The following is a 21013-nucleotide window of genomic DNA, read 5'->3' as shown; positions in this document are numbered from 1 at the left end:
ACCTACGCATTACCCGGGAGTTGTCATGTTGGAAGCCTACCGCCACCACGTCGCCGAGCGCGCTGCGCTTGGCATCCCGCCGCTGCCGCTGAGCGCGCAGCAGACGGCCGATGTCATCGAACTGCTGAAGAACCCGCCGCAGGGCGAGGCCGAGTTCCTGCTCGACCTGCTGACCCATCGCGTGCCGGCCGGTGTCGATGACGCGGCCAAGGTCAAGGCCTCGTACCTGGCGGCGATCGCCCTGGGCAGCGAGCAGAACCCGCTGATCAGCCGCGAGCGCGCCACCGAACTGCTGGGCACCATGCTCGGCGGTTACAACGTCGCCCCGCTGGTGCAGTTGCTGGACGACGCCAGCGTCGGCACCATCGCCGCCAACGGCCTGAAGAAGACCCTGCTGGTGTTCGATGCGTTCCATGACGTGCAGGAAAAGGCCAAGGCCGGCAACGCCAACGCCCAGGCCGTGCTGCAGAGCTGGGCCGATGCCGAGTGGTTCACCAGCAATCCGGAAGTGCCGCAGAGCCTGACCGTCACCGTGTTCAAGGTGCCGGGCGAGACCAATACCGACGACCTGTCGCCGGCACCGGACGCGACCACCCGCCCGGACATTCCGATGCACGCCCTGGCGATGCTGAAGAACAAGCGCGACGACGCGCCGTTCACCCCGGAAGAAGACGGCAAGCGCGGTCCGATCCAGCAGATCCTCGACCTGAAGGACAAGGGCCATCTGGTCGCCTACGTCGGCGACGTGGTCGGCACCGGTTCCTCGCGCAAGTCGGCCACCAACAGCGTGCTGTGGTGGACCGGCGACGACATTCCGTTCATCCCGAACAAGCGCGCCGGTGGCGTCTGCCTGGGTTCGAAGATCGCCCCGATCTTCTACAACACCATGGAAGATGCCGGCGCGCTGCCGATCGAGCTGGACGTGTCGAAGATGGAACACGGCGATGTGGTCGAGCTGCGTCCGTATGAAGGCAAGGCGCTGAAGAACGGTGAAGTGATCGCCGAGTTCCAGGTCAAGTCCGACGTGCTGTTCGACGAAGTGCGTGCCGGTGGCCGCATTCCGCTGATCATCGGCCGTGGCCTGACCGGCAAGGCGCGCGAAGCGCTGGGCCTGGCCCCGACCGATCTGTTCCGCCTGCCGGTGCAGCCGGTCGACACCGGCAAGGGCTTCTCGCTGGCGCAGAAGATGGTCGGCCGCGCCTGTGGCCTGCCGGAAGGCCAGGGCATGCGCCCGGGCACCTACTGCGAACCGAAGATGACCTCGGTGGGCTCGCAGGACACCACCGGCCCGATGACCCGCGACGAGCTGAAGGACCTGGCGTGCCTGGGCTTCTCGGCCGACCTGGTGATGCAGTCGTTCTGCCATACCGCCGCGTACCCGAAGCCGGTGGACGTGAAGACCCACCACACCCTGCCGGAGTTCATCTCCACCCGTGGCGGCGTTTCGCTGCGCCCGGGCGACGGCGTGATCCACAGCTGGCTCAACCGCATGCTGCTGCCGGACACCGTCGGCACCGGTGGTGACTCGCACACCCGTTTCCCGGTGGGTATTTCGTTCCCGGCCGGTTCGGGCCTGGTCGCCTTCGCCGCGGCCACCGGCGTGATGCCGCTGGACATGCCGGAGTCGGTGCTGGTGCGCTTCAAGGGCAAGATGCAGCCGGGCGTGACCCTGCGTGACCTGGTCAACGCGATCCCGCTGTACGCGATCAAGTCGGGCCTGCTGACCGTGGCCAAGGCGGGCAAGAAGAACATCTTCTCCGGTCGCATCCTGGAAATCGAAGGCCTGCCGGAGCTGAAGGTCGAACAGGCGTTCGAGCTGTCCGATGCCTCGGCCGAGCGTTCGGCGGCCGGTTGCTCGGTGCGCCTGAACAAGGAACCGATCATCGAGTACCTGACCAGCAACATCACGCTGCTGAAGTGGATGATTGCCGAGGGTTACCAGGACCCGCGTTCGCTGCAGCGTCGCATCGAGAAGATGGAAGCTTGGCTGGCCAACCCGCAGCTGCTGGAGCCGGATGCCGACGCCGAATACGCCGCCGTCATCGAGATCGACCTGGCCGACATCCACGAGCCGATCGTGGCCTGCCCGAACGACCCGGACGACGTGAAGACCCTGTCCGAAGTGGCCGGTGCCAAGATCGACGAAGTGTTCATCGGTTCGTGCATGACCAACATCGGTCACTTCCGCGCCGCTGCGAAGCTGCTGGAAGGCAAGCGTGACCTGCCGACCCGCCTGTGGGTGGCCCCGCCGACCAAGATGGATGCTTCGGAGCTGACCAAGGAAGGCGTGTACGGCACCTTCGGCGCTACCGGCGCGCGCATGGAAATGCCGGGCTGCTCTCTGTGCATGGGCAACCAGGCGCAGATCCGCGAAGGCTCCACCGCGATGTCGACCTCGACCCGCAACTTCCCGAACCGCTTGGGCCGCAACACCAACGTGTACCTGGGTTCGGCGGAACTGGCGGCGATCTGCTCGCGCCTGGGCCGCATCCCGACCAAGGAGGAGTACATGGCGGACATCGGCGTGATCAACGCCAATGGCGCGGAGATCTACCGCTACATGAACTTCGACCAGATCGAGGAATACCAGGACGTGGCCAAGACGGTCGCTGCCTGATGCGGTAACTGAAAACCCCCGGCTCGCGCCGGGGGTTTTTTTGTGGGCGGATGACGCATGGTAGTGCCGGCCGCTGGCCGACAACCCGTTGAAACGAAGAACCTCCGGTGAAAGCCGGGTTTTTATTGTGCCCGGCCAGGTGGCCTAGCCCATGCGCATCGCGGTTCGGGTCTGCTCCTGGGCGTGGTCTTGCTGACCGACCTGCTGTGCCTGCGCAATCTGTTCGGCCTTGGCGATCGACTGCTCCACCGGCGTATTGATTGCCTCGCTGATCGGAACCGACGCCCGCAGGTGTGCCGGATTGCCCGGTGCTCCCTGCACAACGAACAGGCGAGGGCCCGAGCCATCGCTGGGTGGAATGCCCAGGACCACATGATCAACGCGTTCGAGGCCGCTGCTCTTGGCCGTCGCAAGCAGGCTGGCCGTCATGCGCTCACTGGTTTCATCGAAGCTGCGCCCGTGCCTGGCATCCACGGCGGATACACCATCGCGGATCTGCTGGTAGAGCACATGGTCTGGATGGCCTTCCTTCCTGGGATCCAAGCCTGCCTTGTCCAAGGTTGACTCAATGCTCTCCTGCAATGGACTCCTGGGAGAGAAGCCGGGATTGCCGAGAGAGGGCGAGCCCTTGTCGGTTGCATCCTGGGTCAGTTGCTCCCCCGGCCTGAGCGCATTCTGGGCCCGCTGCTCCGCTTCAGCCTCGCGGCGGGCATATGCACCGGCTTCCTCAATACCGCGCAGGTAATTGACCCCGTCGCGCAGCAGGCCAGGTCCGCCGCCGACAAGCATGGTCGCGCCTGCGCGCAACTGATGAACATCACTGCGGTAGTCGGCAATCCGGCGCAGGTCTTCGGGATCTGTGATCCGGGCCTGGGGATTGTCCAGTACAGACTGCACCGGGCCCTTGTCGGTCACGCGATCAAGGAAATGAACCAATCGATGGGAGTCGCCCAACTGGACCGCCACTGCGGCGGACATGACATGGCCGCTTTTCATCCCAGGTGTTCCAAGCGAGGCGATGCGCTGGCCGTGCTCGGCGTTGCGCAGGACCTCCAGTTCCGTGGGCAGCGCATACATCTCGACCTTGCCGTAATGAGGACCGCCCGCGCTGACCAGGTCGCCTGCCATCACATGGTTGGTGAAGGGCGCCGCGTTGGCCGGCTGGCCCTCAGGAAGGCGATACGCCAGCCCGGCAGCAGCGTAAGGATTGAATGCGTCGCCGGGGAGGTTGTAGTGGTGTGCAGTGATCTGGGCGAGCGCGCCGCCCAGCGAGTGGCCGGTGACGTACACCGGACCATACCCATTCTCTTTAGCCAGATCGATCGCCTGCTTGGTGAGTGCGAGGGCATCGCCGAGTTGTGCGTTGACTCTTGACGCCTTGGTAGCCGGTGGCGGAGTTTAGGCTGGCCAACACACGATATTCCGTCCCGGCAATGGTAACAATGGCCTTGGGCGCAGGGAGCGGATCCTTGTAGACATGATCTGAGAGGGCTGCATTTGCTCCAGGATTCATTGGGCTGTTCCTTCAGTCCGTGTGGAGATTTCGATTGGGAAGTAATCCTTTCGCTTATCTTGAGGCATCTTCTCGTACCAAGTCGAAGGCTCGGTAGGCGTCCACTCTGGCGATCCCCCTGAAGTCATGGGGCGCAAGGCGCGATGTACGTAGGTAGTAGCGAGTTTCTCGGTTTCAAGCTTTGTGAATGAAGTCCATGCGGTTGCTTGGATAGGGCGATCATCGATGATGAAGGCGAATGAAGCTTCCACGAGCACGGGCGTCCAAGTGCACGGGCCACGACCGTAATAGTCGGCAACTTCCATACCGTCGTTGAAAACAACACTGCTGAATTCAGTTGCACTGAGGCGCTGCGCCTGAAGCTCAACCTTGTGCTGGTTCGGCTCGTACTGCACCCCCTCCCAATTGTTGACCGGAGGGAGACAGAGTGGGTCTATCTCATACGTGACGAAGACCGAAGGAACGGGGACATCCACGGGTGCATCATGGACCCGAATCACAATCGGCAGCGCATCCTTTGGCGCCGGATTCTCGCGATAGACCGGGTATGAGCGTTCCTTGTTGCAGCCCGGAACGGCCAGTGTGATCGAGGCGATCAACGCAACGTGAGCAAGGGGCGGGAGAACTTTCAGCATGAGCGGTCCATGTCGCTGCAGGATTTTCCTTGATCCTTGGAACATGCGGTCTCATCACGAACGACGGCGCCCCATCCGGGCAAATGCGACAGGTTGCGCAGTGGGTATTGCCCGTTACCCGGACCTCCCTCCCTGCGTACCCGAGCAGCGCGGCCTTGCGGGGTAACGTTCATCGGCGTTCCATTGCTGTGCGATACCTGACTATACGACCCGCTCCAGCCGCGCTCCAAGTCGGTGTCCTGCGGGCCTCCCGTTTGGCGCGCATGGCTTGCGGCAGGGTCCAGCCTCGAGCAGCGCCGTTGAAACATCAATGGTCGAAGGTGCTGCCGGCGGATCGGCAATTGCGCCTGACGTCTCTTGGAGGTGTTCAGCAGGGTGCAGAGCCGAGCATGGGCTCGGCTCTACAGGGACCTGTCAGCCGCGGGCGAGGGCGAGCAATCGCTCGGCGATCCGCTCCAGCGGCACCTGTTCCTCGGCCGCGCCCAGCTTGAACGCGGCACCCGGCATGCCCCAGACCACGCTGGTGGCTTCGTCCTGCACCAACGTCGGCGCGCCGGCCTGGCGCATTTCCAGCAGGCCGCGTGCGCCGTCGTCGCCCATGCCGGTGAGGATGGCGCCGATGGCGTTGCCACCGGCGTTCTGCGCGACCGAACGGAACAGCACGTCCACTGCCGGCTTGTGGCGGTTCACTGCCGGGCCATCGTCGACGCGGCAGCGCCAGCGCGCACCGTCGCGGATGATCCGCAGGTGCTTGCCGCCCGGCGGCAGGTAGGCGTGGCCGGGCAGCACCGCTTCGCCGTCGCTGGCCTCACGTACCGCCATCGCCGAGTGGCGGTCCAGGCGTTCGGCGAAGGCACTGCTGAAGCTGGCCGGCAGGTGCTGGGTCATCACCACGGCGGGCGCGTCGGCAGGCATGCCTTCCAGCACCACGCGCAGCGCTTCGGTGCCGCCCGCCGAGGAACCGATCGCGATCAGCCGGTCGGTGGTGCGGAACTGCGGCGCGGCCGGGCGTATCGCGGGCGCGGCGTCCAGCATGAGCTTCGGCGCGGCAGCGCGCACCAGCGGACGTACCCGCGAGCGCGCCGCCATCTTGACCTTGGCGATGATCTCGTCGGCGTAGCCCTGCAGGCCGCGGGCCACGTCCAACTTCGGCTTGGACACAAAATCCACGGCGCCCAGCGCCAGTGCCTGCAGGGTGGTGTCGGCGCCGCGCTCGGTGAGCGAGGAGATCATCACCACCGGCAACGGGTGCAGGCGCATCAGGTTTTCCAGGAACGCCAGCCCGTCCATGCGCGGCATTTCCACGTCCAAGGTGATCACGTCCGGGGCCAGTCGCTTGATCTTTTCACGGGCCAGCAGCGGGTCGGCGGCGGTGCCGACCACGTCGATGGCGGGATCGCTGGACAGGATCTCGGTGAGCATCTGGCGCACGACGGCAGAGTCGTCGACGATCAGCACCCGGCAGGGGGCGTTGCCGGTAAAGGTCATTCGAACAGCTCCACGCCACCGGTGACCGGCGCCTTGGACAGGCGCGCACGCACCGCCGATTCGGTGGCGGCCACTTCGGCCTCATGCGCATGCGGCAGGCGCTGCACCACCACGCGGCCGGTGTCAGCGAAGAACCAGATCTTGCGCGGATGGATGCCGCACAGGTCCTCGGCGATGATCGGGATGTGCTCGGCCTGCAGGTACTGGCGCACGAACTCGGCGTTGCGGGTGCCCACTGGATTGCTGGTGAAGCCCTTGAGCACGTTGGCGCCGCCGAACACCTTGGCTTCGATGCGCTTGCGGTGGGCGCCCCGCTTGAGCATGTCGTTGATCAGCAGTTCCATCGCATAGCTGCCGTAGCGTGCGGGTGCGCCGTCACCGGCGTTGCCCTCCGGCAGCAGGAAGTGGTTCATGCCGCCGATCTTCAGCACCGGGTCGCGCAGGCACGCCGCCACGCAGGAGCCCAGCGTGGTGGTCAGCGCAGTGGTGTCATCGACCACCAGGTATTGGGTCGGCAGCAGCTTGGCGGCGATGGTCTGGAAGCGCGCATCCTGGTAGCGCATCACATCGTCGGTACGCAGCGAGGCATTCATGCGCCGGCCTTTGCCGCACGGCGGTACAGGGTGCGGCCGCAGGGCTGGATCAGGTCGGCGGCGTGCAGGTAGTTCTCCGAATGGCCGGTGTAGAGCAGGCCGTCATCGGCCAGGTGCTGGACCAGGCGACCGAGGATGGCGCGCTGGGTCGGCTTGTCGAAGTAGATCATCACGTTGCGGCAGAACAGCGCGTCGAACGGGCCGCCGACGTCGTAGCGCGGGGCGAGCAGGTTCAATGGGCGGAACTCGATCAGTTCGCGCAGCGCCGGCAGCACGCGGCACTGGCCCTCGTTGGGGCCGCTGCCGCGCTGGAAGTAGCGGCGGCGCAGGTCCGGATCGAGGCTGGCGACGCGATCGATGTTGTAGACGCCGCGGCCGGCGGTGGCCAGCACCTGGGTATCGACGTCGGTGGCAATGATGCGTACCGGCGGCTTCAACGTGCCGAAGGCCTCGCAGGCGGTGATCGCCATCGAGTAGGGCTCTTCGCCGGTGGACGCCGCGCACGACCACAGCAGCAGTGGGGCGCGGCTGGAGCGCTGTTGGAGTTCCTCGCGCAGCTTGTCGAAGTGATGCGGTTCGCGGAAGAACGAGGTCAGGTTGGTGGTCAGCGCGTTGGTGAACGCCTGCCATTCGTCACCATCTTCCTGCTCCAGATGGTCCAGGTACTGCTGGAAGCTGCGCATGCCCAGCGTGCGCAGGCGGCGCGACAGGCGGCCATAGACCATGTCGCGCTTTGCCGGCGCGAGGGCGATGCCCACGCGCTGGTAGATCAGGTCGCAGACGCGGCGGAAATCGCGGTCGGCGAACTCGAATTCGCGCGGGCCGGTGACGATGGGGGTAGGACTTTGCACGGGGGACGTGTCCATCGGCAGAGGCGGCGGCCGCAGCCGCCGCGGGTGGGTCTCAGAATTCCTGCCAGTCGCTGTCGCTGGCGGCGAAGGTGCTGGCGTTGCTGCTGCGGCGGACCGGAGCGGGCGTGCTGGTCGGCTGCGGGCGTGCCACGGTGGTGATACGGGCCGGCTCCGCGCGCGCGGCCACGGCCTTCACTGCGGCGGACACCTGGTTGTCGAGGCGGAAGATCGCCACGGCGTCAGCCAGCTGGCCGGCCTGGTCCTCCATCGCGCGTGCCGCAGCAGTGGCTTCTTCCACCAACGCAGCATTCTGCTGGGTGGTTTCGTCCATCTGCACCACGGTCTGGTTGACCTGCTCGATGCCCGCCGACTGTTCCTGCGAGGCCGCAGAGATCTCGGCCATGATGTCGGTCACGCGCTGCACCGAGGCGACGATCTCGCCCATGGTCGCGCCGGCCTTGTGTACCAGCGCCGAGCCTTCGGCAACCTTGCCGACCGAGTCGTCGATCAGGCCCTTGATCTCCTTGGCGGCGGCGGCCGAGCGCTGGGCAAGGGTGCGCACTTCGCTGGCGACCACGGCGAAGCCGCGACCCTGTTCACCGGCACGGGCGGCTTCCACTGCGGCATTCAGTGCCAGGATGTTGGTCTGGAAGGCAATGCCGTCGATGACCGAGATGATCTCGGCGATCTTCTTCGACGAGGCTTCGATGGCCGACATGGTGGTGACCACCTGGCCGACCACGTCACCGCCCTGCGAGGCGACACCGTGCGCGCCGATGGCGAGCTGGTTGGCCTGGCGTGCGTGCTCGGCGTTCTGGCGCACGGTGGAGGTCAGTTCCTCCATCGAGGCGGCGGTTTCTTCCAGATTGGCGGCCTGCTGCTCGGTGCGGCGCGACAGGTCGCTGTTGCCGGAGGCGATCTCGCCGGCGGCCAGGGTGATGCTGGAGGCGCTGGCCTGGATCTGGCCGACGATCTGGGTCAGCTGTGCAACGGTGGTGTTGGCATCGTCGCGCATGCGTGCGAACACGCCCTGGTAATCACCGTGCATGCGTGCGGTCAGGTCACCTTCGGCGATGGCCGACAGCAGCTGCGAGAGCTTGCCGAGGTTGTCATCGCTGACCGCCATCATCGCGTTGAGGTTCTCCAGCATCAGGCGGAAATCGTGATCGAAGCGCTGCGCATCGCCACGGAGGCTGAAGTCGCCGGCGGCGGCGGCGCTGGCCAGCTGCTTGATCTCGGCATTGATGCGGCCGAGGTTGGCCTTGACCGTATCAACGGTGGTTGTCATCGCGGCCTTTTCGCCCGGGTAGCGTGCAATGTCGCGGCTGAGATCGCCAACCGCGTACTGCTGCACCACGTCCAGCACGTCGTGCAGGGTCTGCACGTGGCCGCCGACCAGGGCGTTGGTTTCCTGCACCATCAGCCCGTACTCGCCGGGGAAGGCGCTGGCGTCGATGCGGTAGCTCAGTTCGCCGCCGTCATGACGGCGCGCCATTTCGCGCTGGCCGGTGATGACTGCATGCAGCTGCTGCTGCATGCCGGCCATGGCCTCCAGCAGGCGGCCGGTTTCGTCGTGCGGCTGCGGGCCGATGTGGCTGTCCAGCTTGCCGCCGGCGATGCCTTCGGCCACGGCGGTGGCCTGCTTCAGCGGCACGGCGATGCGGTTGCCGATGACCCAGCTCAGGGCCAGCACGATCAGCACCAGTACGCCACCAGAGACCGCCATGATGGCGGTGAACACCAGCGCCTGTTTCTGCACGTCGTCCATGTAGACGCCGCTGCTGACCACCCAGTTCCAGGGCGCGAACAGGCCGGCATAGGCGACCTTCTCGACCTCGCCCTTGCTGCCCGGCTTGGCCCAGCGGTAGTTGACGAAGCCGCCGCCGGCGCGAGCCGCTTCGACCTGGTCGTAGTAGATCCGTACGCCGTCGTCGGTACGGAAGTCCTTCATGTCCTTGCCGACCAGGTCCTTGCGGAACGGGTGCATCAGCAGGCGGTAGCCGGTGTCGTAGATGTTGAAGTAGTAGGTATCGTTCCCGGCGCGCATGACCTCCAGCGCCTGCAGCGCGGCGCTCTTGGCGGCCTCTTCGCTGAGCTCGCCGGTACCGGCCAGGCGGTGGTAGTGCTGCAGGATGCCGTAGCTCAGTTGGACCTGGGTCTTCAGCGCGCTCTTGCGGGTTTCGGTCAGGTCCAGGTACTGCATGCGGGCGGCGATCACCGAGAGCGCGATCACGCCGAGCGCGATGAGCAGCGTCAGCAGGTTGAGCTTGCGCCGGACGGAAAGATTGCGGAAGTAGTGTTGCCAGCGATGCAGGAGATTCATCGAGCAGGACCAGGTCGAAGCGGGCGGGCGGCGCCGTGCCGGTCAGCGGCGGGATACGCCGTGACAACCCCGTTATCGGCCGCGCGGGCGGGGGATTGAGGTGCGGTGTCCGAACGTATTCAGGTTTCCTTGCAGCGGCGGCTGCGGCGCTGCCTGCGGCAGGCTTTTGAAGCAACGGCAACGGCAACGGCAACGGCAACGGCAACGGCAGGTCATGGCGATGGGTAGCTACGGGTTGGCCGGGTCGGGGTGGGCAGGCAGGACACGCCGTGAACCCATCCATGGGGGCTCGATGGCGCCATCCATGGCGCCAACGGTCCTGCCTGCCCACCCCGACCCGGCCCGCCAGGGCTTCACTTCGGCGGACGGCAAGAGCATTGGGTTTCCAGGTGGAAAGAGGGGTCAGATCCGTTTTCCTGCGGAAAACGGATCTGACCCCGGAAGCAACGCGGATGTTGCTCTTGCTCTTCTTTCTTCAATCCGGGGTGGACGCGCACGGGAAGTGTCCGTGGCCGGGAGGGTGGGTTGCGCAGGGGCGTGAGCCGCATGGGGTCGAGGCATGCCTCGGGCGGGTTGGGCAGGACGCCCAACCCCGGTCTTGCCGTGTGCGCAGGACAGTGCACACGTGCAAGCGGCGACCGAGCTTACAGAGACGTACTTGCAGCGTCCCCTGCGCAACCCATCCTCCCGGCCCAAACGAAGGAAGTCCGCCGCTCTCAGCGACCACCCCGAGGGGCTTCGCCGTTGGCTGGATAATCAGATACCCCGTAAACAAAAACGCCCCAGCACAGGGCCAGGGCGTTCTCGTAACTCAGGTCAGGCAGGCATCAGAACTCCTGCCAGTCCCCGTCGGCCAGTTCGGTGGCCATCGGGCGACCACCCGCCGTGCGGCGGGCCGGCGGGGCAGCCGGGGCCGGGGCAGCCGGTGCAGCGGCGCGCGGCGCCGGGGCGGTGACGCGCGGGGCGGCGACGACCTCGGCTTCGTCCACCACGAAGATCGACACGGCCTCGCTGAGGTGGCCGGCCTGTTCTTCCATCGCACGTGCGGCGGCGGTGGCTTCTTCCACCAGCGCGGCGTTCTGCTGCGTGGTTTCGTCCATCTGCACCACGGTCTGGTTGACCTGCTCGATGCCGGCGCTCTGTTCCTGCGAGGCGGCGGAGATCTCGGCCATGATGTCGGTCACGCGCTGCACCGAGGCGACGATCTCGCCCATGGTCGCGCCGGCCTTGTGCACCAGCGCCGAGCCGTCGTTGACCTTGCCGACCGAGTCGTCGATCAGGCCCTTGATCTCCTTGGCGGCCGCGGCCGAGCGCTGGGCGAGGGTGCGCACTTCGCTGGCGACCACGGCAAAGCCGCGGCCCTGTTCGCCGGCACGCGCGGCTTCCACTGCGGCGTTCAGCGCCAGGATGTTGGTCTGGAAGGCAATGCCGTCGATGACCGAGATGATCTCGGCGATCTTCTTCGACGAGGCTTCGATGGCCGACATGGTGGTGACCACCTGGCCGACCACGTCACCGCCCTGCGAGGCGACACCGTGCGCGCCGATGGCGAGCTGGTTGGCCTGGCGTGCGTGCTCGGCGTTCTGGCGCACGGTGGAGGTCAGTTCCTCCATCGAGGCGGCGGTTTCTTCCAGGTTGGCGGCCTGCTGCTCAGTGCGGCGCGACAGGTCGCTGTTGCCGGAGGCGATTTCACCGGCAGCGGAGCTGATCGCGCGGCTGGACTGCTTGATGCGGGTGACGATCTCGCTCAGCTGCGCGGCGGTGGCGTTGGCGTCGTCGCGCATGCGGGCGAACACGCCCTGGTAATCGCCGTGCATGCGCACGGTCAGGTCGCCCTGCGACAGCGCGGCCAGCAGGCCGGAGATCTGCTCGATGCTGCCGGCGTTGGCGTCCAGCAGGCCGTTGATCTGCTGGGCCAGCTGCAGGAAGAAGCCTTCCTTGTCGCTGGCATCGATGCGGCCGGACAGGTCGCCAGCGGCGGCCTGGGCGATCACGCGGGCCACTTCGGCTTCGACCTGCGCTTCCTGGGTACGGTCGCGCCATTCCACCACGTAGCCGACGGTGTCGCCGCCTTCATTGCGGATGGTCGAGACCACCTGGGCGAACTGGGCATCGCCGTACTGCATCGGGCGACGGGCGACGCCGTGTGCCTTCAGGTTGCCCAGCAGGGTCTGGTCCATCTCGCCGCGGTGTTCGAGCACGGTGACCGGCTTGCCGATCAGCGAAGCCTGCGCATCGAAGTCCGGCAGGTCGCGGCGCAGTTCGTCCTGGTACTGGCTCAGGGTCTGCTGCAGGGCGCGGTTGCTGTAGACGATGGTGTTGCTGGTGTCGGTCAGGTAGACGCCGGTCGAGCTGTAGTCCAGCGCGGTACGGATGCGCAGGTTCTCGCGGGCGATGGCCTGGTCGGTCTCGATGCGCTCGCGCAGGTCGCGCTGCATGCGCTGCATGGCCTGCATCAGTTCGCCCACTTCATCCTGGCGGCTGACGTCGATGTGGCCATCGAGCTTGCCGCCGGCCACGTCGTTGGCCACCGAGACGGCGCCACGCACGCTGCCGACCAGGGCGCGGGCAAACAGCCACACCAGCACCAGGCCGAGCGCGGCGCCGCCCAGCAGGGCGATCACGGTCAGCACGGCCGAGGCGGAGTAGGTGGATGCGGCCTCTTCGCGCGAGGCGCGGGCGAGGCGGTTGTCTTCGGCGATCAGCGCCTCCAGCGCGGAGGCGGCCTTGCGGTGCTTGGTGCGGGTTTCGCCGACGAAGGTATCGATGGCGTCGTCCGGCAGGTCCAGTTCCAGCATCTCGGTAACGCTGTCATAGGATGCCAGGGCGTCCTTCCATTCCTTGGCGAAGGCGTCGAACAGCTTCTTCTGCTGCGGGTTGTCGACCAGCTTCGGATACTCCTTGATCGACTTGTCCATGCTGGCGCGCAGGTCGACGCCCTGCTTGCGCGCATCGGACTTGACGTCATCGCTGGCGCGGATCAGCTGCTGGTAGGCGGCATTGCGGTACTCGCCCAGCATGCCGCGCATCTCGCCGGCCATGCGGATGCTCTCCATGCGTGAACCGGCCAGCTCGGTGGTCACGTTGTTCAGCGAATGCAGGCCGCGATAGGCGACGATGCCCTGCAGCAGCATCACCAGCAGGAGGACGCCGAAGGTCAGCAGCAGTTTCGGCATCAGTTTCAGGTTGTTGATCCACGGCATGGGCGTTGCGAGCTCCTAAGGCAGACGCGCCCGGGCATCGGGCCCGGTTGCAGCAGAAACCACGCCAGGACCAGGCCCGGCGTGGTCCGACGAACGGCGGATTACTTGATGTTGGCCAGCTTCAGCCCGGCCGGCGAGCTGACTTCGATTTCCGCACGCGAGGCGTCGCGCTGGATCTTGCCGATCACGCACACGGTCTTGCCTTCCAGGGTTTCCAGCGGGAAGGAGAACTTGCCGCGGTTCTCGCCGGCGATACGCGCCGAGAAGGTGTGGCGCGGGAAGGCGCCGCCCATGTACAGGAAGGTCGGCTGGCCTTCGGAGCCTTCTGCGTAACGGGCCTTTTCGACCTTGCCACAGACCATGCCGTCCTTGCCGACCGAACGCGGCGCCATTTCCGGCGGGATCATGTCGGCCGACTGGGCGAAAGCGGAGGCGGCGGTGGTGGCCAGGACAGCGGCCGAGACGAACGCAAACAGGGACTTCATCGAGGGTATCTCCGGGGATGGTAACGATCGGGCCGGTCCTGCGCGCTCCTGCGCGACCGGCTTCTGTCCCCCTATCGGCACCGCCGAAGGGAACTGAAGGGTTTTGTGACTGGAACGTGAAGCAGTTCCGGTTGCTCAGGCAGCGACGTCTTCGGCGAGGTTGGCCTGGCCCATGTCGGCGCTGTCGAGCAGGGTCTCGATGTCCAGCAGGATCAGCATGCGATCGTCGTGGGTACCGATGCCGGAGATGAAGCGGGTGTCGACGGCGGCGCCGAATTCCGGGGTCGGGCGGATCTGCTCGGCCGACAGCGGGATCACGTCGGAGACGCTGTCGACGACGATGCCGACCACGCGGTCTTCCACGTTCAGCACGATCATCACGGTGAAGGCATCGTAGCGGGCGTTGTCCAGGCGCAGCTTCAGGCGCAGGTCGATGACCGGGACGATGGTGCCGCGCAGGTTGATCACGCCCTTGATGTAGTCCGGGGCGTCCGGCACGCGGGTGACGGCGTCGTAGCCGCGGATTTCCTGCACCTTGAGGATGTCCACGCCGTAGTGCTCATCACCAAGGGTGAAGCTGAGAAATTCGCCACCGGCGCTGGCGGCGGAGCTGGTCTTGTCGTTCATCGAGGGGTCCTGGTTCTGCCGGAAGTCCCGGTGTCAGGCTCGATATCGGCCCCGCCGGGGGGGACTTTAGGTGCCGGGCAGTGCCGTGGATGGGGTCAGATCCCTTTTCAGGGAAAAGGGATCTGACCCCGGCACGCGTTCCAGGGTTGCCGGCCGGCGGCCGGCACTACCGGTCGGACGGCCTCAGAGCTCGCCGTTGCGGCGGGCCTTGCGCTGGCGGTCGATGCGGAAGATGTAGCGCTGGATGGCGCTGTCGGCGCCGCGTGGCAGGCATTCAAAGCGCATTCCCACGCGCTTGACCTCGATGCCATTGGGCTGACGCTGCGGCAGCAGGTTGCAGACCACCAGTTCGATATCCAGGTCGGGGCCGTCCGGCAGCGACAGCCGCGCCGGATAGCGCTTCTGCAGACCAAAAACCGCGCAGTCATTGGGCACCACCACGGCCAGGCCGCCACCGCTGATGTCCACTACGCGCATCGACAGGGCTTCGGCGCGCGCTTCGCCAGGCGGCAGCAGCAGGTGGGGCGAGTCGGTGACCGGCGTCTCCAGCCGGTACAGCTCGCGGCGCTGCAGGTGCACCAGTTCGTCAGGCAGCGGCGCACGGAAGGCCACATGGCCGTCGTTGTCCACGCGCTGCAGTTCGTGCAGCCGGAACCGTACCAGCACGCGTTCGAGCTGGGCGAAGCACAGCAGGTGATCGGCCTGCTCGGCGGCGCGGTTGGAGGCTTCCTGTGGGCTGCCATCGAGCAGCAGGAAGTCCTCGTCTTCGTCGAGGTCGAGCAGGGCGGTCGGGAAGGAACGGTCGCGGCCGTCGATATGGGCGTTGATCAGCGATCGCTGGTCGATCAGCGAGCGCAGCAGCTGGCGCAGCTGGCGCGGGTTGCGGACCAGGAATCGTTCGTCCGCGGCATCAGCCGCGTGGACATCATGCACTGCAGTGTCGTTGCCGTCGGACATGGAATCTACGGTCAGGGGCGGGCGCCAGCACGCATTGGCGCGAGGCTCGATGGGGATATCGGCTCCTGCACCGGATTATGAAGTGGGATTTGCATCACTTTCCACGCGTAAGGGGTCAGATCCCTTTCCCACAGGAAAGGGATCTGACCCCGTGCTTCTGTCAGAATTCCTGCCAGTCGCCGTCCGTGGCCAGCGCCGGCTGGGCCGTTGCCGTGCGCAGCGCACGTGCCGGGGCCGGCTTTGCCGCAGGCGCGGCGGCTGCGACCTGTCGCGGTACCGGTGCGGCCAGCGGGCGTGCCGGGATGGCCATCGTGCCCTGCGATGCCAGCCGGAAGCGGGCCACGGCTTCACCCAGCTGCACGGCCTGGTCTTCCATCGCGCGTGCCGCAGCAGTGGCTTCTTCCACCAGCGCAGCATTCTGCTGGGTGGTTTCGTCCATCTGCACCACGGTCTGGTTGACCTGCTCGATGCCCGCCGACTGTTCCTGCGAGGCCGCGGAGATCTCGGCCATGATGTCGGTCACGCGCTGCACCGAGGCGACGATCTCGCCCATGGTGCTGCCGGCCTGGTGGACCAGGCTGGAGCCTTCGGCAACCTTGCCGACCGAGTCGTCGATCAGGCCCTTGATCTCCTTGGCGGCGGCGGCCGAGCGCTGGGCAAGGGTGCGCACTTCGCTGGCGACCACGGCGAAGCCGCGGCCCTGTTCGCCGGCACGGGCGGCTTCCACTGCGGCATTCAGCGCCAGGATGTTGGTCTGGAAGGCAATGCCGTCGATGACCGAGATGATCTCGGCGATCTTCTTCGACGAGGCTTCGATGGCCGACATGGTGGTGACCACCTGGCCGACCACGTCACCGCCCTGCGAGGCGACACCGTGCGCACCGATGGCGAGCTGGTTGGCCTGGCGTGCGTGCTCGGCGTTCTGGCGCACGGTGGAGGTCAGTTCCTCCATCGAGGCGGCGGTTTCTTCCAGGTTGGCGGCCTGCTGCTCGGTGCGGCGCGACAGGTCGCTGTTGCCGGAGGCGATCTCGCCGGCGGCCAGGGTGATGCTGGAGGCGCTGGCCTGGATCTGGCCGACGATCTGGGTCAGCTGTGCAACGGTGGTGTTGGCATCATCCCGCATGCGCGCGAACACGCCATTGAACTGGCCTTCCATGCGCGCGGTCAGGTCGCCGGCGGCGATCGACTGCAGCAGCTGCGAGAGCTGGCCGAGGTTGCCGTCGGCCACCTGCATCATGGTGTTGAGATGCTCGATCATCAGCTTGAAGTCATGCTGGAAACGCTGTGCGTCGCCACGCTGGCTGAAGTCACCGGCAGCGGCCGCCGCGGCCAGCTGCTGGATCTGCGAATTGATCGCCAGCAGGCTGGCCTTGGCCGCGTCCATCGATTCGTGCAGGATCGCGCGGCTGCCGGGCAGGCGGCGTGCATCCGGGGTGAGATTGCCGATGGCGTACTGGTTGAGCACGTCGATGGCATCGCGGATCGCATCCAGGTGCTCGAAGATCACCGTATTGATGCCGCCGGCCAGCTGGCCATAGACACCCGGGAAATCTTCCGGAATGCGATGGCTGATGTCCGGTCCCGCGTGCATCTGTGCCATCAGCTGGGTCTGCTCGCTGAAGCGGCGGAGCATTGCGGTCATCTCGGTCGTGGCGGCCAGCATCCTGCCGGCTTCGTCCTTGCTGGTGGCCTGGGTGCTGACGCTGAGGTCGCCGCGGGCAACCGCCTGGATGGCATGCACGGCCTTGCCCAGCGGGCCAGTAACGGCGCGCGAGATGACGATGGCCAGCGCGGCGGCCACCAGCGACAGCAGCACGATGCAGCCGATGATGGCGATCATGCTGGTGCGATGGGTGGCGTTGGCGTCGGCGATCTTGCCGTCCATCTGCCCGGCGATGTGGGTGCCCAGTGCCTTCATCGCAGCGAACAGGTCGCGGCGCGCCGGGCGTGACTGCTCATCGGAGATCTGCTGGGCCTGCGCGCCATCACCGGCGGCCACGGCGTCGCGCATCGCCTTGTTGGCGGCGAAGTAGCGATCCAGCTGGTTGCTGGCGGCGCGATACAGTTCGCGCTCCTTGTCCAGCGCCGGCAGCGCCGCGTACGCCGCCAGTTCGTCATGTACGGCCTTGGCGGTGTCGTCCATGCGCTTGTTGTAGTCGGCGACCTTCTCCGGCTGGTCGAGCATGCTCAGCTGGGCCAGTTCGTAGGTGCGGAACTCACCGAGCTGCGAGCGCGCCTCGCCCAGGTGCTGGACCGAGGGGATATCGTTGCCGGCCATCTCGCGCAGCTGCGCGTTGGCTTCGCTCAGTCGCAGCAGGGCGAACGCGCCGAGGACCAGGGTCATCAGGGTGGTAAGGGTGAACCCCACGGCCAGCTTGCGGGCGATGGGCAGATCTTGGAACCACTTCATGCAGGGTGCTCCAGGTGGGCAGAGTGCCGGCGTCTGTGCGCCGGTTTGGGGGTGGTTGCAGAGCGAACGGTGGTGCCCGGTGGGGTTCGGTGACGGCCGTCAAAGCGAAATAGCGGCGCAGTCCGGATGGACTTTATGGACGCATGTCACATTCGGTGGCGTAGGGATGACGGCGCGGAAGTGGCGCAGCGGCGGGGCTTTCGCTTGCATGGCGTAGTTGCATGCGAAAGCACGGCGCCGACGGAGTTCACGGAAGAGGTGGGGTCAGATCCCTTTCCGCAGGAAAGGGATCTGACCCCACCGCCGGGGAGCGCGCAAACAAAAACCGCCGCCCCGAAGGGCGGCGGTCCAGTACACGCATGCAGTGTGGATCAGGCGGCCTGCGGCATCCGCAGTGAACGCACCAGCCCGCCGATGTCGACGATCAATGCGACGCGGCCGTCGCCGAGAATGGTCGCACCGGACACCCCGCCGATGCGGCGGTAGTTGTTCTCGATGTTCTTCACCACCACCTGCTGCTGGCCGACCAGTTCGTCCACTTCCAGGGCGATCTTCTGGCCATCGCCTTCGACCACCACCACCAGCGATTCGCTGCCGGGTGCACGGTTGCCGTAGCCGTAGTACTCGCTCAGCGACAGGATCGGCAGGTACTCACCGCGCACGCGCAGCACGCGGCCTTCGCCGGCCATGCTGCGGATGTCCTCGGCTTGCGGCTGCAACGCCTCAAGCACATAGGCCAACGGCAGGATCAGGGTCTCACCGGCTACCGCCACGGTCATGCCATCGAGGATGGCCAGGGTGAGCGGCAGGCGGATCAGCGTGCGGGTGCCAGCGCCGAGGCTGCTTTCAATCTGCACCTCGCCCCCCAGCGCCTGGATGTTGCGGCGGACCACGTCCATGCCGACGCCACGACCGGACAGGTCAGTGACCGCATCGGCCGTGGAAAAGCCGGGCTGGAAGATCAGGTCCCAGACCTGCGAATCGGTCGGGTTGTCCGGCACCGCCAGGCCGCGCTCGCTGGCCTTGGCCAGGATCTTGGCGCGGTCCAGGCCGCGACCGTCGTCGCTGACTTCGATGACGATGTGGCCGCCCTGGTGCGAGGCCGCCAGGGTGATCGTGCCGGTTTCGTCCTTGCCTGCACCGCGGCGCACGTCGGGCATTTCCAGGCCGTGGTCGATCGAGTTGCGCACCAGATGCACCAGCGGATCGGCGATCTTCTCGATCAGGCCCTTGTCCAGCTCGGTACCTTCGCCGACGGTGCGCAGCCGCACCTGCTTGCCGAGGCGGCTGGACAGGTCGCGGACCAGGCGCGGGAAGCGACGGAACACCGCATCGACCGGCAGCATGCGCACGCCGATCACCGCTTCCTGCAGGTCGCGGGTGTTGCGTTCAAGCTGGTCCAGGCCAGCGAACAGGCTCTCGGCGTGGACCGGGTCCAGCGCATGCGAGACCTGCTTGAGCATGGCCTGGGTGATGACCAGTTCGCCGACCAGGTTGATCAGCGCGTCGACCTTGTCGACGCTGACGCGGATGGAGGTTTCCGCTTCCTGGCTGGCGCCACCGCTGGCGGCAGGCGCGGCGGGTGCCGACGGCGACGCTGCCGCCGGAGCGGGAGCAGCCGCGGCCGGCGCCTGGGTGGCCAGGCTCGGCGGTGCGGCCGGACGGATGTCCAGCTCGCAGTCGTCCAGTACCCACGCGAAGGTGTCTTCGATCTTGCTGCGCGGCACCTTGCCGACCAGACCCAGGTCCCACGCCAGGTGGGCTTCGAGCGGATCGAGCTGCGCGAAGCCCGGCAGGCGGTCCATGCGCGCGGCGACCTGCAGCGAACCGAGGTGTTCCAGTTCGCGGATGATGCGCAGCGGGTCGTTGCCGCTCATGAACAGCGACGGCGCCGGGGTGAAGCCGATCTGCCAGGCTTCCGGCGTATCGTCCACCTTGGCTGCGGCGGCCGCCGGGGCGCTCGCTGCGGCCTGGCCGGACAGAACCGCTTCCAGGCGTGCCTTCACCGCAGCGACGGCAGCCGGATCGGCAGCCTGGCCATGTTCGGCTTCGCGCAGCAGGGCGCGCAGCACGTCCACCGAAGACAGCATGGCGTCGACGGCGTGGCCTTCCAGTGCCCGCTTGCCGGCGCGCAGCTCATCGAGCAGCGTTTCCAGCACGTGGGTCAGGCCGGCGATCGCGTCGAAGCCGAAGGTGCCGGCGCCGCCCTTGATCGAATGGGCAGCGCGGAACACCGAATTGATGATCTCCGCGTCCTGCTGCCCCGATTCCAGGGCCAGCAGGCCAGCCTCCATCGCGTCGAGGCCTTCGCGGCTCTCCTCGAAGAAGGTGGCGTGGAAGCGTTGCAGGTCCATGCTCATGGCAGTGGTGGTCCGGAAGCGAAGAGGGGGAGCGGTGCCGGGCGATCAGCCCAGCACTTTCTGCACGGTGGCGACCAGCTGTTCGGGATTGAACGGCTTGACCAGCCAACCCGTGGCGCCAGCGGCCTTGCCTTCGGACTTCTTGTCGGCGGCAGATTCGGTGGTCAGCATCAGCAGCGGGGTGAACTTGTAGTCCGGCAGCTGGCGCAGTTCGCGGATCAGCGCGATGCCATCCATGTTCGGCATGTTGACGTCGGTAACCACCGCATTGAAGCGCTGGCCCTTGGCGCGACCGAGCGCGACCGCGCCGTCTTCAGCTTCTTCGACGGCAAAACCGGCCGAGGTGAGGGCGAAGGACACCATCTGGCGCATCGACGCCGAATCGTCCACCACCAAGATACGTGCGCTCATGCAGCGTTCTCCACAGATTTCAGGTTGTCATGGGTTACGTCCAGGCCGAGGGCCTGGGTGACGCCCAGCAGGCGCGCGGCGTCACGGAAGGTTGCAGTGCAACCGTGGAAGCCGGTGCCCAGGCCTGCCTCGCGGCGGGCCTGCACGAACGCACACAGCACCTGCACGGCGGCCGTGTGGATGCGGGCGACCTGGCTGGCATCCAGGGTCAGCTCGCCTGCCTGCTCCACCAGGGGGGCAAGGCGGTTCTTGAGCTCGGTAGTGCTCTCGATGCCGAGATCCCCACCCAGTTCGACAGTGCTCATCGTTGCTCCGGACAAACGGTTCCGTGATCCATAACGGCACCCCGGTGGGGTTCTTTAGAAGAATCGACGTGGTGCGTCGATGCGGTCGCTGTTGAAAAGGGGACGGAGGGGATTAAGTCGCAAGCGACCTGGCTCTGCCGCAGCCCCCTCGGCAACGTCGACCGCGCAGTGGGGATGTAAGGTGTTGATCCAACGGATCAACCCCTTGCGTCCCCGACAGGCACCGCTTCGGCGC

At 66.5% G+C, this 21013-nt stretch carries 15 protein-coding genes; 1 reads left to right on the top strand and 14 read right to left on the bottom strand.

The window, feature by feature from the left end:
- Positions 1–25: 25 nt before the first annotated feature.
- Positions 26–2617 carry a bifunctional aconitate hydratase 2/2-methylisocitrate dehydratase gene (gene acnB / locus E5790_RS21650; protein WP_014647014.1) on the top strand — a complete coding sequence of 864 codons (2592 nt, stop codon included), beginning with the start codon at positions 26–28 and terminating at the stop codon, positions 2615–2617.
- A gap of 144 nt (positions 2618–2761) precedes the next feature.
- Here acnB and E5790_RS21645 read toward each other — a convergent pair whose 3' ends face one another.
- The 14 genes from E5790_RS21645 to E5790_RS21580 all read right to left on the bottom strand — a co-directional run bounded on the left by E5790_RS21645 (position 2762) and on the right by E5790_RS21580 (position 20778).
- Positions 2762–3907 (bottom strand): XVIPCD domain-containing protein, encoded by a 1146-nt coding sequence (locus tag E5790_RS21645; protein ID WP_229653759.1) that lies wholly within the window; start codon positions 3905–3907, stop codon positions 2762–2764.
- Between the two features lie 219 nt (positions 3908–4126).
- On the bottom strand, positions 4127–4765 hold the full coding sequence (locus E5790_RS21640; RefSeq protein ID WP_111206958.1) for a hypothetical protein: 639 nt from the start codon (positions 4763–4765) through the stop codon (positions 4127–4129).
- A gap of 414 nt (positions 4766–5179) precedes the next feature.
- Complete coding sequence (locus E5790_RS21635; RefSeq protein ID WP_014647016.1) at positions 5180–6253, bottom strand: chemotaxis response regulator protein-glutamate methylesterase; 1074 nt, start codon at positions 6251–6253, stop codon at positions 5180–5182.
- On the bottom strand, positions 6250–6846 hold the full coding sequence (cheD, locus tag E5790_RS21630) for a chemoreceptor glutamine deamidase CheD (protein ID WP_014037083.1): 597 nt from the start codon (positions 6844–6846) through the stop codon (positions 6250–6252). Before cheD ends, E5790_RS21635 begins: the two co-directional genes overlap by 4 nt.
- Positions 6843–7712: a CheR family methyltransferase gene (locus E5790_RS21625; protein ID WP_049407415.1), complete on the bottom strand. Its 870-nt coding sequence runs from the start codon at positions 7710–7712 to the stop codon at positions 6843–6845. The genes cheD and E5790_RS21625 overlap by 4 nt, the downstream gene beginning before the upstream one ends.
- Before the next feature lie 37 nt (positions 7713–7749).
- Positions 7750–10020, bottom strand: coding sequence for a methyl-accepting chemotaxis protein (locus E5790_RS21620; RefSeq protein WP_111206957.1), 2271 nt, complete (start codon positions 10018–10020; stop codon positions 7750–7752).
- An 827-nt stretch (positions 10021–10847) separates the two neighbouring features.
- Positions 10848–13223 (bottom strand): methyl-accepting chemotaxis protein, encoded by a 2376-nt coding sequence (locus E5790_RS21615; protein WP_075076502.1) that lies wholly within the window; start codon positions 13221–13223, stop codon positions 10848–10850.
- 101 nt (positions 13224–13324) lie between these two features.
- On the bottom strand, positions 13325–13630 hold the full coding sequence (locus E5790_RS21610) for a hypothetical protein (protein WP_223224824.1): 306 nt from the start codon (positions 13628–13630) through the stop codon (positions 13325–13327).
- A gap of 213 nt (positions 13631–13843) precedes the next feature.
- The gene (locus E5790_RS21605; protein ID WP_014647021.1) at positions 13844–14335 is read right to left on the bottom strand and encodes a chemotaxis protein CheW; all 492 of its coding nucleotides are present in this window, start codon (positions 14333–14335) and stop codon (positions 13844–13846) included.
- Positions 14336–14518: 183 nt separating this feature from the next.
- Complete coding sequence (locus tag E5790_RS21600; protein WP_046430424.1) at positions 14519–15292, bottom strand: flagellar brake protein; 774 nt, start codon at positions 15290–15292, stop codon at positions 14519–14521.
- A 160-nt stretch (positions 15293–15452) separates the two neighbouring features.
- Positions 15453–17702: a methyl-accepting chemotaxis protein gene (locus tag E5790_RS21595; RefSeq protein WP_111206988.1), complete on the bottom strand. Its 2250-nt coding sequence runs from the start codon at positions 17700–17702 to the stop codon at positions 15453–15455.
- A gap of 371 nt (positions 17703–18073) precedes the next feature.
- Complete coding sequence (locus tag E5790_RS21590; protein WP_111206882.1) at positions 18074–20062, bottom strand: chemotaxis protein CheA; 1989 nt, start codon at positions 20060–20062, stop codon at positions 18074–18076.
- A gap of 45 nt (positions 20063–20107) precedes the next feature.
- A complete protein-coding gene (locus E5790_RS21585) occupies positions 20108–20473 on the bottom strand; it encodes a response regulator (RefSeq protein WP_005409521.1) in 366 nt (121 codons plus the stop codon).
- Positions 20470–20778, bottom strand: coding sequence for an STAS domain-containing protein (locus tag E5790_RS21580; RefSeq protein WP_014647026.1), 309 nt, complete (start codon positions 20776–20778; stop codon positions 20470–20472). Before E5790_RS21580 ends, E5790_RS21585 begins: the two co-directional genes overlap by 4 nt.
- Between the last annotated feature and the right edge of the window lie 235 nt (positions 20779–21013).

Origin of the sequence: Stenotrophomonas sp. PAMC25021 (assembly GCF_004795795.1) — a bacterium.
GTDB lineage: Bacteria > Pseudomonadota > Gammaproteobacteria > Xanthomonadales > Xanthomonadaceae > Stenotrophomonas > Stenotrophomonas muris.
Note: the sequence above shows the minus strand (reverse complement) of the source record. Positions and strands in the feature narration are given on the sequence as shown.

Bases quoted from the DNA above. Each gene is read 5' to 3' on its own strand.
- acnB (WP_014647014.1), top strand. From the start codon at position 26: ATGTTGGAAGCCTACCGCCACCACGTCGCCGAGCGCGCTGCGCTTGGC.
- E5790_RS21640 (WP_111206958.1), bottom strand. From the start codon at position 4,765: ATGCTGAAAGTTCTCCCGCCCCTTGCTCACGTTGCGTTGATCGCCTCG.
- E5790_RS21635 (WP_014647016.1), bottom strand. From the start codon at position 6,253: ATGACCTTTACCGGCAACGCCCCCTGCCGGGTGCTGATCGTCGACGAC.
- cheD (WP_014037083.1), bottom strand. From the start codon at position 6,846: ATGAATGCCTCGCTGCGTACCGACGATGTGATGCGCTACCAGGATGCG.
- E5790_RS21625 (WP_049407415.1), bottom strand. From the start codon at position 7,712: ATGGACACGTCCCCCGTGCAAAGTCCTACCCCCATCGTCACCGGCCCG.
- E5790_RS21620 (WP_111206957.1), bottom strand. From the start codon at position 10,020: ATGAATCTCCTGCATCGCTGGCAACACTACTTCCGCAATCTTTCCGTC.
- E5790_RS21615 (WP_075076502.1), bottom strand. From the start codon at position 13,223: ATGCCGTGGATCAACAACCTGAAACTGATGCCGAAACTGCTGCTGACC.
- E5790_RS21610 (WP_223224824.1), bottom strand. From the start codon at position 13,630: ATGATCCCGCCGGAAATGGCGCCGCGTTCGGTCGGCAAGGACGGCATG.
- E5790_RS21605 (WP_014647021.1), bottom strand. From the start codon at position 14,335: ATGAACGACAAGACCAGCTCCGCCGCCAGCGCCGGTGGCGAATTTCTC.
- E5790_RS21600 (WP_046430424.1), bottom strand. From the start codon at position 15,292: ATGTCCGACGGCAACGACACTGCAGTGCATGATGTCCACGCGGCTGAT.
- E5790_RS21595 (WP_111206988.1), bottom strand. From the start codon at position 17,702: ATGAAGTGGTTCCAAGATCTGCCCATCGCCCGCAAGCTGGCCGTGGGG.
- E5790_RS21590 (WP_111206882.1), bottom strand. From the start codon at position 20,062: ATGAGCATGGACCTGCAACGCTTCCACGCCACCTTCTTCGAGGAGAGC.
- E5790_RS21585 (WP_005409521.1), bottom strand. From the start codon at position 20,473: ATGAGCGCACGTATCTTGGTGGTGGACGATTCGGCGTCGATGCGCCAG.
- E5790_RS21580 (WP_014647026.1), bottom strand. From the start codon at position 20,778: ATGAGCACTGTCGAACTGGGTGGGGATCTCGGCATCGAGAGCACTACC.